Annotated in this window: 12 protein-coding genes; 7 read left to right on the plus strand and 5 right to left on the minus strand. The window is 74.8% G+C overall.

Features of this window, described 5'->3' with window-relative positions; translation table 11 throughout:
* Window positions 1–73: 73 nt before the first annotated feature.
* A complete protein-coding gene (locus ACH4C6_RS23775; RefSeq protein WP_398110602.1) occupies window positions 74–643 on the plus strand; it encodes a helix-turn-helix domain-containing protein in 570 nt (189 codons plus the stop codon).
* Window positions 640–1,359, plus strand: a complete 720-nt coding sequence (locus tag ACH4C6_RS23780; protein WP_398110603.1) for a helical backbone metal receptor — start codon at window positions 640–642, stop codon at window positions 1,357–1,359. Before ACH4C6_RS23775 ends, ACH4C6_RS23780 begins: the two co-directional genes overlap by 4 nt.
* On the opposite strand, the gene ACH4C6_RS23785 is transcribed toward ACH4C6_RS23780, so the two are convergent.
* The gene (locus tag ACH4C6_RS23785; RefSeq protein WP_398110604.1) at window positions 1,271–2,422 is read right to left on the minus strand and encodes a TDT family transporter; all 1,152 of its coding nucleotides are present in this window, start codon (window positions 2,420–2,422) and stop codon (window positions 1,271–1,273) included. The two genes, ACH4C6_RS23780 and ACH4C6_RS23785, sit on opposite strands and share 89 nt — an antisense overlap.
* Before the next feature lie 70 nt (window positions 2,423–2,492).
* Here ACH4C6_RS23785 and ACH4C6_RS23790 point away from each other — a divergent pair, with 70 nt between their 5' ends.
* Window positions 2,493–3,422, plus strand: coding sequence for a LysR substrate-binding domain-containing protein (locus ACH4C6_RS23790; protein WP_398110605.1), 930 nt, complete (start codon window positions 2,493–2,495; stop codon window positions 3,420–3,422).
* A gap of 36 nt (window positions 3,423–3,458) precedes the next feature.
* Here ACH4C6_RS23790 and ACH4C6_RS23795 read toward each other — a convergent pair whose 3' ends face one another.
* The 3 genes from ACH4C6_RS23795 to ACH4C6_RS23805 form a co-directional block, all read right to left on the minus strand.
* Window positions 3,459–4,172 (minus strand): gamma-glutamyl-gamma-aminobutyrate hydrolase family protein, encoded by a 714-nt coding sequence (locus tag ACH4C6_RS23795; RefSeq protein ID WP_398110606.1) that lies wholly within the window; start codon window positions 4,170–4,172, stop codon window positions 3,459–3,461.
* A 22-nt stretch (window positions 4,173–4,194) separates the two neighbouring features.
* A complete protein-coding gene (eat, locus tag ACH4C6_RS23800) occupies window positions 4,195–5,637 on the minus strand; it encodes an ethanolamine permease (RefSeq protein ID WP_398110607.1) in 1,443 nt (480 codons plus the stop codon).
* 179 nt (window positions 5,638–5,816) lie between these two features.
* Window positions 5,817–6,554: a FadR/GntR family transcriptional regulator gene (locus ACH4C6_RS23805; protein ID WP_398110608.1), complete on the minus strand. Its 738-nt coding sequence runs from the start codon at window positions 6,552–6,554 to the stop codon at window positions 5,817–5,819.
* An 84-nt stretch (window positions 6,555–6,638) separates the two neighbouring features.
* Between ACH4C6_RS23805 and ACH4C6_RS23810 the strand changes: the two genes are divergently transcribed.
* The 4 genes from ACH4C6_RS23810 to ACH4C6_RS23825 are packed head-to-tail and all read left to right on the plus strand — an operon-like array spanning window position 6,639 to window position 11,107.
* On the plus strand, window positions 6,639–8,003 hold the full coding sequence (locus ACH4C6_RS23810; protein ID WP_398110609.1) for a glutamine synthetase family protein: 1,365 nt from the start codon (window positions 6,639–6,641) through the stop codon (window positions 8,001–8,003).
* Between the two features lie 7 nt (window positions 8,004–8,010).
* Window positions 8,011–9,384, plus strand: coding sequence for an aldehyde dehydrogenase family protein (locus ACH4C6_RS23815; protein ID WP_398110610.1), 1,374 nt, complete (start codon window positions 8,011–8,013; stop codon window positions 9,382–9,384).
* Window positions 9,381–10,166, plus strand: a complete 786-nt coding sequence (locus ACH4C6_RS23820) for a 3-oxoacyl-ACP reductase (RefSeq protein ID WP_398110611.1) — start codon at window positions 9,381–9,383, stop codon at window positions 10,164–10,166. The genes ACH4C6_RS23815 and ACH4C6_RS23820 overlap by 4 nt, the downstream gene beginning before the upstream one ends.
* A 47-nt stretch (window positions 10,167–10,213) precedes the next feature.
* Window positions 10,214–11,107 (plus strand): DUF2510 domain-containing protein, encoded by an 894-nt coding sequence (locus tag ACH4C6_RS23825; protein WP_398110796.1) that lies wholly within the window; start codon window positions 10,214–10,216, stop codon window positions 11,105–11,107.
* A gap of 14 nt (window positions 11,108–11,121) precedes the next feature.
* Here ACH4C6_RS23825 and ACH4C6_RS23830 read toward each other — a convergent pair whose 3' ends face one another.
* Window positions 11,122–12,324, minus strand: coding sequence for an amino acid deaminase/aldolase (locus tag ACH4C6_RS23830; RefSeq protein ID WP_398110612.1), 1,203 nt, complete (start codon window positions 12,322–12,324; stop codon window positions 11,122–11,124).
* Window positions 12,325–13,358: the final 1,034 nt, after the last annotated feature.

Raw genomic sequence — 13,358 nt, forward strand, 5'->3', positions numbered from 1 at the left:
AGGCCGGCGGAAGGAGTGCGCCGGACCGCCGGGGCACGGGAGCGGGCGACGGGCGAAGGAGGGAGCCGGAGCGATGGGCGACCACAAAGAACAGTCCCTTCGGGTCGGCGCGGCCGTACGTCGGCGGCGCCGTGCGCTGGACCTCACCCTCGCCGTCGTGGCCGAGCGCAGCGGCCTGTCCGTCCCCTTCCTCAGCCAGGTCGAGAACGACCGGGCCCGCCCCAGCCGCAGTTCCCTGGAGAAGGTCGCCGACGCCCTGCGCACGACCGCCGTGGAACTGCTCGCCGCGGCCGACCCGGCCTGCAGCGTGGACGTGGTCCGCGCCGACGACCCCGAGCCGCTGCCCCGGCCCCGCACCCGCTCCCTGGTGCGCGGACACCACCAGATGCACGCCTCCGAGTACACCGGCGACCATGACGCGGGCCGTGAGTTCCAGTACCGCAACGACCAGTTGATGTACGTGGCGGACGGTGCGGTGGAGATCGAGGCGGAGGGCCGCGCCTACCGCCTGGGGCGGGGGGACACGCTGTACCTGACCGGCGGGGTGCGGCACCGCTGGCGGGCGGCGGAGTCGGACACCCGCGTCGTCGTCGTCGCCGTGGCGGAGCACATCGAGGCGGTCCGGGACCGGCCGCGCCGGTGAGGGTGGTCTCGCTCGTCCCCTCACTGACCGAGGCCGTGGCCCGCTCGGCGCCGGGTGCCCTGGTGGGCGTCACCGACTGGTGCACCCATCCGCCGGCTCTGGACGCCGTCCGCGTCGGCGGCACCAAGAACCCCCGCGTCGACCTGATCGCCTCCCTGGCGCCCGACCTGGTGATCGCCAACGAGGAGGAGAACCGCGCACCCGACCTCCGGGCCCTGCGGGAGACGGGCGCCGAGGTGCTGGTGACCGAGATCCGGAACGTGCCGCAGGCCTTCCGGGAACTGGCCCGGGTGCTGGACGCCTGCGGGGTGCCGGCCCGTCCCCGCTGGTTGGACCGGGCCGAGGAGACCTGGGCGGCCCTGCCCGCGCCGGCGGACCGGCCGGGGGCGATCGTGCCGATCTGGCGGCGCCCCTGGATGGTGCTGGGCCGCGACACCTTCGCCGGCGACGTCCTGGCCCGCCTCGGCGTCGACCTGGTGCACGCGGACCACCCCGACCGCTATCCGCGCATCCCGCTGGAGGAACTGCGCGACTGCGGCGCCGATCTGGTCGTCCTGCCGGACGAGCCCTACCGCTTCACCGCCGACGACGGCCCGGAGGCGTTCCCGGACCTGCCCTGCGCGCTGGTCAGCGGACGGCACCTGACGTGGTACGGACCGTCACTGGGCGAGGCGCCGAGCGTGCTCGGCCGGGCCCTGCGAGCAGCGCACCGCTGACCAGCCCGCGCAGGGTCCCGGCCACCGCGGTGCCCCACGCCGCCACCAGCACCGCGTAGAGCACGACGGCGGGGCCTGCGTAGGCCCAGAGCCCGGTGTGCCGCCCGAGCGCCTCGGCTCCGGTGACGCAGGTGCCGACCGGGAAGGTGAACGACCACCAGGTCATCGAGAAGGCCATGCCCTGCCGCCGGGCCCGCCGGACGAGGGCGGCGGCCAGGCAGAACCACAGCAGCGCGAACCCCATCACGGGCACCCCATAGAGCACCGCGAGGACACCGAAGCCCTGGCCGTAGGGCTCCGGCACGACCCCGGGGGCGACGTCCGCGAACGCGCCGACGGCGGTGGTGGACTGGCCGAGCGGCCCCAGCACCAGGAACAGCGTCGGTGTCAGGGCCGGGGGCAGCGGCCCGCCGGTGAGCAACCGCGCGAAGACCAGCGGCAGCATCAGCCCGGTCGCCAGCAGGCTCAGCCCGAACAAGGCCACGCAGACGAGCAGCAGCGTCGCACGGGGCTGCCCGGCCGGCAGGTGCGGCACCAGCCGTGGGCCGACCGCGGCCGACACCATCGGTGCGACCAGCGGCAGCAGCCACGCCGGCGTGGCCTGCCCCGGCTCCACCCGGTGCCGCACGGCCATCAGGTACGGGACGGCCACGGCGGCGGCCAGCGCGAGGATCGTGCCGGTGGTGAACAGTACGGCGTCCACCACCACCGCGGCGCGCAGCCCGACGAGGTCACGGCCGACGGTGAGGGTGCCGCCGCCGACGGCCAGCAGGGCCATGGCGAGGCAGCCGTAGAAGGGCGCCGTCGCCGGGTCGAGCAGTCCGGCGCGGGCCCGGGCGCGGTGGTGGGCCCAGTGCGCGGCCCGCGCCCCGAGCAGGACGAGCAGCGCGAGCAGCGAGAGGGCCCACACCGCGGTCAGTGCGGCGCGCAGCCCCGGAACGTGCGGGGGCAGTCCGGCTCCGGCGGTGGCGACGACGGCGGTCCCCATGACGGTGGCGTACCAGTTGGGTCCGAGGTGTCGGACGGAGAGGCGGGCGGCGGGGGGCCGGGCTGCGGTGACCATGCCTCCACGGTGGCGGCGGGGGAGCCGGGCCACCAGGGAGTGCTCTCCTATGGCGGCATAAGCTGGGTTTATGAGCAACGCAGACGGTCGGACCGGGCCCCTCGCGGCCGGGTCCCTGGCCCACCGGGTCCCGGACCTCGGTGCGCTGGAACTGCTGCTGGCGGTGGCGCGGGTCGGCAGCCTCGGCGGGGCGGCGCGGGAGGTGGGCATCACCCAGCCCGCGGCCAGCAGCCGCATCCGGTCCATGGAGCGGCAGCTCGGGGTGGCGCTGGTCGACCGCTCCCCGCGGGGGTCGCGGCTGACGGACGCGGGGGCCCTGGTCACGGACTGGGCCCGGCGGATCGTCGAGGCGGCGGAGGCGTTCGACGTGGGCGCGCAGGCGCTGCGCGACCGCCGGGACTCGCGCCTGCGGGTGGCGGCGAGCATGACCATCGCGGAGTACCTACTGCCGGGCTGGCTGCTCGCGCTGCGCGCGCAGCGGCCCGACACCGCGGTGTCGCTGCACGCGGGCAACTCGACGGTGGTGGCGCAGCGGCTGCTGGCGGACGAGGCGGATCTGGGCTTCGTGGAGGGGGTCAGCGTGCCGAGCGGGCTGGACTCGGTCGTCATCGCGCACGACCGGCTGATCGTCGTCACCGCGCCGGGCCACGCCTGGGCCCGGCGCCGGCGGGCACTGGCGGCTCACGAGCTGGCCTCGACGCCGCTGATCCTGCGCGAGAAGGGGTCCGGGACGCGGCAGGTGCTGGACGCCGCACTGGGCGGTCTGGCCCGGCCCCTGATCGAGCTGTCCTCGACGACGGCCGTGAAGGCGGCCGCGGTCGGCGGAGCCGGGCCCGCGGTGCTCAGCGAACTGGCGGTGGGGGAGGAGCTGGGCATGCGGCGGCTGGTGTCGGTGCCGGTGGAGGGGGTCGCCCTGGCCCGCGACCTCCGGGCGGTGTGGCCCACCGGGCACCGCCCCACGGGCCCGGCCCGGGACCTGCTGTCACTCACCCGGGGGTAGCCGGCCGTCGCCCACCCGGGGTTGGCCGGCTGTCGCTCACCCGCCGGTGGTGACGGGAGCGGGGCGCCCGGCCGCCGCCTCCACCAGCGCCGTCATCACCCGTACGTCGTCCCCCATCTCCGGGTGCCACTGCACTCCCAGCACCCAGCGGGCGGACGGCAGTTCCACGGCCTCCACCGTGCCGTCCGCCGCGTACGCCGACGGCACCAGGCCCTCGCCCAGCCGGTCCACGGCCTGGTGGTGGTACGTCGGGACGAACTCCTCCTCCGGTACGACCCGGCCGTACAGGCTCCCCGGCACCGGTGTGACGGCGTGGCCGCCGAACACGCCCACGACCTCGGCGTGGCCGTCGATGTGCTGCACCAGCGTCCCGCCCAGCGCGACGTTGAGCAGCTGCATGCCCCGGCAGATCCCCAGCAGCGGGACGTCCGCCGCCAGGGCCGCGTCGATCAGCGCCAGCTCCCAGGCGTCCCGCTCCGGTGCCGGCGGCCCGGTGCGCGGTTCGCGCTCCGCGCCGTAGCGGACCGGTTCGACGTCGGGCCCGCCCGCGATGACCACCCCGTCCAGCCGGGCCACGGCGGCCGCGGCCCGCTCCGGGTCGTCCGGCGGCAGCATGACGGCCAGGCCGCCCGCCCGCTGCACCAGGCGCGGGTAGCCGACCGGCAGCAGCGCGGCCTCCAGCTCCCACACGCCCCAGCGCGCACCGGCCTCCAGGTAGGTGCTGACCCCGATCAACGGCCCGTTCACCACAACTCCCTCGTCGTTCGTCGGTTCAGTCCCGTGCCAACTCTGCCTCGGCCGCGGCCAGCGCCGCGAACTCCTCCTCCGGCGCCTTGGCCACCAGCCGCTTGCGGCTGTACAGGCCGAAGTAGGCGACGGCCACCGCGTAGACCACCAGCGCGATGAAGGCCGCCGTGACGTCCACCAGGAACGTGGCCACCAGCGCCGCGCAGGCCAGCACCAGGGCGACCGAGGAGGTCAGCACCCCGCCCGGCGTGCGGTACGGCCGCGGCAGTCCCGGCTCGCGGCGGCGCAGCACGATGTGGGACAGCGACATCAGCGCGTAGGAGATGGTCGCGCCGAACACGGCGATGTTCAGCATGCGGGCCCCGTCGCCGGTCACCGCCGCCAGCAGGAAACCGATCGTGCCCGGCACCAGCAGGCCCAGGTAGGGGGCCTTGCGGCGGCTGGTCAGGGACAGGAAGCGCGGCAGGTAGCCCGCGCGGGACAGGGCGAACAGCTGGCGCGAGCCCGCGTAGATCAGGGAGAAGAAGGACGCCACCAGACCGGCCAGGCCCGCGTAGTTGACGATCCGGCTGAGGGTCGTCGCCTTTCCGTCCGGCTGGAGCGCCTCCACCAGCGGGTTGCCCGCCTCCTGGACGGCCGCCGAGCCCCGCGCCCCGGCGGCGGCGAAGAACGTGACCACCGCGAGGACCACCAGGATGCCCATCGACCAGCGGATCGCCTTGGGCAGCGTGCGGGCCGGCTCCCTGGTCTCCTCGGCGGCCAGCGGCACCCCCTCGACGCCCAGGAAGAACCACATGCCGAACGGGAACGCCGCCCAGATGCCGAGCAGCCCGAACGGCAGCCAGGAGCTCGACCCCGCGGCGGAGGGGTCGGCCGGGATGTCGTCCAGCGAGCCGAGGGAGAAGTCGGGCAGCGCGGCCAGCGCGAAGACGATCAGGGCCGCCACCGCGATGCCGGTCACGACGAAGCTGAAGCGCAGCGCCTCGCCCACGCCCCAGAGGTGGATGCCGAGGAAGATCACGAAGCACACCAGGTACATCGGCCAGCCGGACTCCAGACCGAACAGGCCCAGCGACTCGACGTAGTCGCCGATGAAGATGACGATGGCGGCGGGCGCGAGGACGTACTCGATGAGGATCGCGGTGCCGGTCAGGAAGCCGCCCCAGGGGCCCAGCGCCCGGCGGGCGAAGCCGTAGCCGCCGCCGGCGGTGGGCAGGATCGAGGACAGCTCGGCGAGCGCGAAGACCATGCAGGCGTACATGGTGCCCATGAGCACCATGGCGATGGCGAGACCGCCGAAGCCGCCCTCGGCCAGGCCGAAGTTCCAGCCGGAGTAGTCGCCGGAGACGACGTAGGCGACGCCGAGGCCGGTCAGCAGCACCCAGCCGGCGCTGCCCCGGCGCAGCGCCCTGCGTTCCAGATAGTCGTCGCCCTCCGGGGCGGGTGTCGGAGCGGGATCCTGGGACATGGGCTGTCTCCCCACGGGAGGTGACCAGCACGGGCGGTGACGGACACGGGCCGGCGGTCACGGGCGGACGGGCTGCGGCTCAATGGAATGAGGCCATACCTTTGCGGTGCCGCCCGGGGGAAGGCAAGACCCGTGCGTTAATCGCCGGTAAATCCTCGCGGCGCCCGCACACCCGCGGCTCAGCCCAGGAAGCCCCTCAGCAGCGCCGCCGTGCCCCCGCAGTGCTCGCGCATGATCTCCCGCGCCTGGTCGGCGTCGCCCTCGATCACGGCCTCCACCAGCGCCGTGTGCTGGCGCTGCGAGTGCTCCAGGTTGCGCACCAGCAGCGGGATGCAGTCCAGCAGGTCGTTGACCTGCGCGCGCACGGCCGCGTACTGCGCGGTGAGGGTGGGCGAGCCCGACAGCTCGGCGAGGGTCAGGTGCAGCAGTGTGTCCAGGCGCCGGTAGTCGGTGAGCGGCGCGTCCCGCGTGCGGGCCAGGGCCTCCCGCAGCCGCCCGGCCTGCTTCCCGCCCAGGCCGTGGCCCGCGCACAGCCCGGCCGCCCCCACTTCGAGCACCTCGCGGAAGCGCAGTACGTCCTCCAGGTCGACCTCGGCGATCCGCCGCCGCAGCTCGTCCTCGCCGCCGGCGTCCGTGCGGGGCAGCACGAAGGTGCCGCCGTAGCGGCCGCGGCGCGACTCCACCAGACCCTGGTCCTGGAGGACCTTCAGCACCTCGCGCAGCGTGACCCGGCTGATCCCCAGGCGCTCGGCCAGCTCCCGCTCGGCCGGCAGCCGCTCCCCGCCGGGCACCAGGCCCAGCCGCACCACCTGGAGGATCTGCTCCAGGGCCTCCTCGAAGCCGTTGCCCGCGCGCACCGGCCGCAGCACCGGCGTCAGCCCGTCCCGCACCCCGGCGCCGCCGTCGTCCTCCGGCATGTGGCCGTACCCCCTTCCCAAGCAATGGTTCTCCGCAATACCTTATGGCTCCCGGCGGACCCAAGGAGCCAAGGAGGCCCTCCCGTGGCAGACCGCACACCCCCGCTGAGCGTCGAGGAGCTGCACGCCCTCGTCGCGGGCGGTGAGATCGACACTGTCGTCCTGGCCTTCCCCGACATGCAAGGGCGGCTCCAGGGCAAGCGGTTCGCCGCGCGCTTCTTCCTCGACGAGGTCCTGGAGAACGGCACGGAGGGCTGCAACTACCTGCTCGCCGTCGACACCGAGATGAACACCGTCGACGGCTACGCGATGTCCTCCTGGGAGAGCGGCTACGGCGACTTCGCCATGGTCCCCGACCTGGCCACCCTGCGCCGCGTCCCCTGGAACGCCGGCACCGCCATGCTCCACGCCGACCTCGCCTGGCACGACGGCTCACCCGTCGTCGCCGCGCCACGCCAGATCCTGCGCCGCCAGCTCGAGCGCCTGGCCGAACTCGGCTACACCGCCCAGGTCGGCACCGAGCTGGAGTTCATCGTCTTCGAGGACACCTACGAACAGGCCTGGGACGCCGGCTACCAGGGCCTCACCCCGGCCAACCAGTACAACATCGACTACTCGGTCCTCGGCACCGGCCGCATCGAGCCCCTGCTGCGCCGCATCCGCAACGAGATGGCGGGCGCCGGCCTCACCGTCGAGTCCGCCAAGGGCGAGTGCAACCCCGGCCAGCACGAGATCGCCTTCCGCTACGACGAGGCCCTGGTCACCTGCGACCAGCACACCGTGTACAAGACCGGCGCCAAGGAGATCGCCGCCCAGGAGGGCAGGTCGATCACCTTCATGGCCAAGTACAACGAGCGCGAGGGCAACTCCTGCCACATCCACCTCTCGCTGGCCGACGCCGACGGCGGCAACGCCATGGCGGGGGACGGCGCGGACGGCATGTCGGACGTCATGCGGCACTTCCTCGCCGGTCAGCTCGCCGCCCTGCGCGAGTTCTCCCTGCTCTACGCCCCCAACATCAACTCCTACAAGCGGTTCCAGCCCGGCTCCTTCGCCCCGACCGCCGTCGCCTGGGGCCACGACAACCGCACCTGCGCGCTGCGCGTCGTCGGCCACGGCCGCTCCCTGCGCTTCGAGAACCGCCTGCCCGGCGGCGACGTCAACCCCTACCTCGCCGTCGCCGGCCTGGTCGCGGCCGGACTGCACGGCATCGAGCACAAGCTCGACCTGCCCGACGCCTGCCGCGGCAACGCCTACGCCGCCGGCCTCGACCACGTGCCCACCACCCTGCGCGAGGCCGCCGAGCTGTGGGAGAACAGCTCCGTCGCCCGGGCCGCCTTCGGCGACGAGGTCGTCGACCACTACCGCAACATGGCGCGCGTCGAACTGGACGCCTTCGACGCCGCGGTGACCGACTGGGAGCTGCGCCGCTCCTTCGAACGCCTGTGAGGCCCCGTTGACTTCCGAACACCAGCTGGACGTCCTGAACCCCGCGACCGAGGAGCTCGTCGCCACCGTCACCGGCGCGGGCCCGGCCGAGGTCGACGCCGCCGTGGCCCGGGCCGAGCGGGCGCAGCGCACCTGGGCCGCCCTCGCCCCCGGCGACCGGGCCCGGCTGCTGCGCCGCTTCGCCACCACCGTCGACGAGCACCTGGAGGAACTCGCCCGCCTGGAGGTCCGCGAGGCCGGTCACCTCCTCGGCAACGCGCGCTGGGAGGCCGGCAACGTCCGCGACCTGCTGGACTACGCGGCCGGAGGCGTGGAACGGCTCACCGGCCGGCAGATCCCGGTACCGGGCGGCCTCGACGTCACGATCCTCGAACCGCTCGGCGTCGTCGGCGTGATCGCCCCCTGGAACTTCCCGCTGCCCATCGCCGCCTGGGGCACCGCGCCCGCCCTCGCGGCGGGCAACGCCGTCCTCCTCAAGCCCGCCGAGACCACCCCGCTCACCGCACTGCGCCTGGCCGAACTCGCCCTGGAGGCCGGGCTCCCCGAGCACCTCCTCCAGGTCCTGCCGGGCCGCGGCGACATCACGGGCGACGCACTGGTCCGGCACCCCGAAGTCGCCAAGATCGTCTTCACGGGTTCCACCCGCACCGGCACGCGCGTCGCCGCGCTCGGCGCCGAGCAGGTCAAGCCCGTCACCCTCGAACTCGGCGGCAAGAGCCCCAACATCGTCTTCGCCGACGCCGACCTGCCCAGTGCCGTCGACCCCTTCTCCTTCCTCGACAACTCCGGCCAGGACTGCTGCGCCCGCACCCGCGTCCTCGTCCAGGAGTCCGTCTTCGACGAGGTACGCGAACTGCTCGCCGACGCCCTGGCCGCCGTGGTGGTGGGCGACCCGGCCGACGAGAAGACCCAGATGGGCCCGCTCATCTCGCGTCAGCAGCTCGACCGGGTACGCGGGTTCGTGCCCGGCGACGCCCCCGCCCTGCGCGGCAGCGCACCCGAGGGACCCGGCTTCTGGTTCCCGCCGACCGTCCTCACCGGCGAGCGGCCCGACTCGCCCGCGGCCCGGGAAGAGATCTTCGGCCCCGTCGCCGTCCTGCTCCCCTTCACCGACGAGGAGGACGCGATCCGCCTCGCCAACGACACCCCGTACGGCCTGTCCGGATCCATCTGGACCCGGGACGTCGGCCGCGCCCTGCGGGTCTCCCGGGGCGTCCGCGCCGGGAACCTGTCCGTCAACTCCCACGCCAGCGTCCGCTACTGGACCCCGTTCGGCGGCTACAAGCAGTCCGGCGTCGGCCGCGAACTCGGCCCCGACGCCCTGGCCGCCTTCACCGAGACCAAGAACGTCTTCATCAGCACGGAGGGCCCCGCACAGTGACTGCCCAGGAAAGCATCTGCCGTCGTCTCGTCGGCCGTACCGCCGTCGTCACCGGAGCCGGCAGCGGCATCGGACTCGCCGCCGCCCGCCGCCTCGCCTCCGAGGGCGCCCACGTCGTCTGCGGCGACGTCGACGAGACCCGCGGCAAGGCCGCCGCCGACGAGGTCGGGGGCACCTTCGTGAAGGTCGACGTGACCGACCCCGACGAGGTGGAGGCCCTCTTCCGCACCGCCCACGACACCTACGGCAGCGTCGACATCGCCTTCAACAACGCCGGGATCTCCCCGCCCGACGACGACTCCATCCTGGAGACCGGCCTGGAGGCCTGGAAGCGCGTCCAGGAGGTCAACCTCACCTCCGTCTACCTGTGCTGCAAGGCCGCCATCCCCTACATGCGCCGCCAGGGCCGGGGCTCGATCATCAACACGGCGTCCTTCGTGGCCAGGATGGGCGCCGCCACCTCGCAGATCTCCTACACGGCCTCCAAGGGCGGCGTCCTCGCCATGTCCCGCGAACTGGGCGTGCAGTTCGCCCGCGAGGGCATCCGCGTCAACGCCCTGTGCCCCGGGCCGGTCAACACCCCGCTGCTCCAGGAGCTGTTCGCCAAGGACCCGGAGCGGGCCGCCCGGCGCCTGGTGCACATCCCGCTGGGCCGGTTCGCCGAGGCCGAGGAGATCGCCGCCGCCGTGGCCTTCCTCGCCAGCGACGACTCCTCCTTCGTCAACGCCACCGACTTCCTGGTCGACGGCGGCATCTCGGGGGCGTACGTCACACCGCTGTAGGGGGTGCCCGCGCGGGCCGGGGCGCGGCCTACAGTGCCGGGATGAGCATGACACCGCCGCCCGGCTGGTACCCCGACCCGCGCCCGCCCCACCAGGAGCGCTGGTGGGACGGCACGGCCTGGACCGAGCACCGCCGCGCGCCCGCGGTCACGACCGCGGCGGTGCCCCGGCCCGCGGGCGGCGGCTCCGGACGGGGACGGACCGCGGCCCTGGCCGCGACCGGGGCCGTGCTGGTCGCCGCGATCGTCACCGGGGCGCTGGTCCTCGGCACCGGGGACGACGGGACCGGCACCAGGACGGCCCCCGCGCCCTCCGCGTCCGAGCCGTCCGAACCCGCGGGACAGTCCTCGTCCCCGCCGGCCACCGGTGACCCCTCGCGGGTGGAGGACCAGCTCAACGGCATCACATTCCCCCTCCTCGACGGCTGGGTCCGCCCCAAGTACGTCACCGAGGACGACGCCGTCATGACGACCGACGGCACCTACGACTGCCCCGGCGACGGCGGCGTCTGCCGCCACGGCCTCGTCCTGTCCCGCACGGTGACCGCCAACGACGAGAAGTCCCCCGAGGCCCTCGCCAAGGGCGACATCGCCGACGCGGCCGAGGACGCCTTCGACCACGACACGCTCGACCGCGAGCCCTACGGCGGCATGGTCTCCCACGAGACCGTCGCCTCCGGCCCGGTCGCCGTGGCGGGCCGCGCCGGGTACTACGTGCGCTGGCGCGTCCACACCGCGAAGGGACCGGGCGGCTACGTCCAGTCGCTCGTCTTCCCGTCCAGCGTCGGCACCGAGTCACCCGTCCTCGTCCGGTACGTCTTCGACGCCGGCGGCGAGGGGCCGCCGCTCGCCGACATGGACCGCATCACCAAGGGCATCCGCCCGATCGGTGACGCGGGCACCGGCGGCGGCGTGGGCAGCAGCATCGGCCCGCCGGACTGACGCGGCCGCCACCGCTACAGGAACGTGCGGCCCTCGCCGCGGTAGGTCGGCACGGTCGCCGTCACCGCGTCCCCCTCGACCAGGTGCAGCGCGTCGAACCGCTCGCACAGCTCACCGGCCTTGGCGTGCCGGAACCACACCTTGTCGCCGATCAGCAGATCGTCCGCGGGGGACCCGAGCAGCGGCGTCTGCACCTCGCCGGCCTGCTCCTGCGGGTCGTAGCGCAGCCCCTCCGGCAGATACGGCACCGGCGACCGGTCGGGCCCGGCCGCACCCGACGCGGGATACCCGCCGCCGAGCACCGTCACCACCCCGACCCCCGGGCGCCGGACCACGGGCTGGGCGAACAGCGCCGCCGGACGGCCGCGGAAGGAGGTGTAGTTGTCGAACAGCCGCGGCACGTACAGCCCCGACCCGGCGGCGATCTCGGTCACCGCGTCCTCGGCCGCCGTGTGCTGCACCGACCCGGTGCCCCCGCCGTTGACGAACTCCAGCCCCGGCACGACGGCCCGTACCGCACGCACCACCTCCGCGCGCCGCACGGCCAGTTCGCGCCGTGCGGCGGCCTGCATCAGCCGGATCGCCCGCGAGCGCAGCGGACGCCCGGCCACCGCGTCCCCGACACCGGCGACATGCCCCTCGTACGCCATGATCCCCACGACCTCGAACCCCGGCCGCCGGGCCACCGCGCGGGCCGTCTCGGCGACCTCGGCGGGGGAGTGCAGCGGCGAACGCCGTGCCCCGACGCGCACACGTCCCCCGAGCAGCCGCAGCGAGGTGTCCAACTCCAGGCACACCCGCACCACTTCGCGCCCGTCGCCGCGCGCGGCGTCGATCAGGTCGAGCTGCGCGACGTCGTCGACCATGACGGTCACGGCCGCGGCCAGCTTGGGATCACCGGCGAGTTCGGCGAACGCGGCCCGGTCGGCGGACGGGTAGGCCAGCAGCACGTCGTCGAACCCGGACCGCGCCAGCCACAGCGACTCGGCCAGGGTGAAGGACATGATCCCCGCGAAGCCCTCCCGGGCCAGGACGCGTTCCAGCAGCGCCCGGCACCGCACGGACTTGCTGGCCACGCGGATGGGCTTGCCCCCGGCGCGGCGGACGAGGTCGTCGGCGTTGGCGTCGAACGCCTCCAGGTCCACGATCGCGAGAGGGGCGTCGTAAGCGGCGGTGGCCCGGTCGTAACGGGCCCGGTCGGAGGCGCGCGCAGTCATGGACGCAGCCTGCCAGACGGGATTACCGCAGGGTAGGGGGACGTTCCGGGCAGATGCCCCGGCCTCGCGGACTGGTTCCCGCCCGCCCGGCGACAAGCCGTAGAGTGACGCGCACGTACGGCGGAACCGCGCCTGCCGGGGATCCGCGCCGGGATGACGCTCCGTCCGTACGGGTAGGTGTGCCCGGGACGGCCGCGTCCGCGCCGGGCCTCGGGCAGGACGGCACGGCACCGGCCCGCGAGCGAGACGAGCGGCCCGGGCACGAGGAAACGGGGGGTGCATGAGCACGGAAGCGCAGCGCGCCTCCTTCCCCCCGCGCCCCGCGGCCCCACCCCGCCCGCCCCACCCCCCGGTCCCCGCGCAACCCCCCGCGGCGGACGACACCCCGGACCCCCACCGTCCGTCCTGGGCGACCCGGGACGGGGCCTCGAACCCGAGCGGAGCGGTGTCACCTCCGCCGCCTCCCGCCTCCGCGCGTTTCCCCGACTCGCCCCCCGGTGCCGGTCACGGCTCCCGCGCCGGGCAGGTCCCGCCCCGCCCGGGACACCTCCCCGCGCCGGCCGGCACGGGCACCCCGGGGCCGTCGGCCGAGCCGGAACGTTCGGACGCCCCGGCGGGACGGCCGTTCCGCCTCTCCCCGCCCGGCCGCACCGACGCCCCCGCGCAGTCCCCGGCGGACACCTCCGCGCGCCCGTTCCGGCTTCCCGCGCCCCGCCGCACGGGCGCCCCCGCCGAGGGCACCTCCGAGACCACCGCACGTCTGCGGCCGATCCCCACGGCACCGCAGCCACCCCGCCGCGACGAGACCGCACGGCCATCGCCCACGGCCCACACCCCCCAGCCGGGCCCCCACCCCGCCGATGCGACGCCCCGACGCCCGGCTCACGAGCCGCAGACCGATGCCCGCACTGCTGCCGCAGGCGCGCCGCACGGCGCCTACGAGCAGCAGGCCGATGCCCGCACTGCTGCCGCGACGCCCCGGCGCCCGGCCCACGAGCCGCAGCCCGGCCCCGTTGCTGCGTCCTCCCGGCGCC

The sequence above is a fragment of the Streptomyces sp. NPDC017943 genome, assembly GCF_044328425.1.
In the GTDB taxonomy this organism is placed as follows: Bacteria; Actinomycetota; Actinomycetes; order Streptomycetales; family Streptomycetaceae; genus Streptomyces; species Streptomyces djakartensis_A.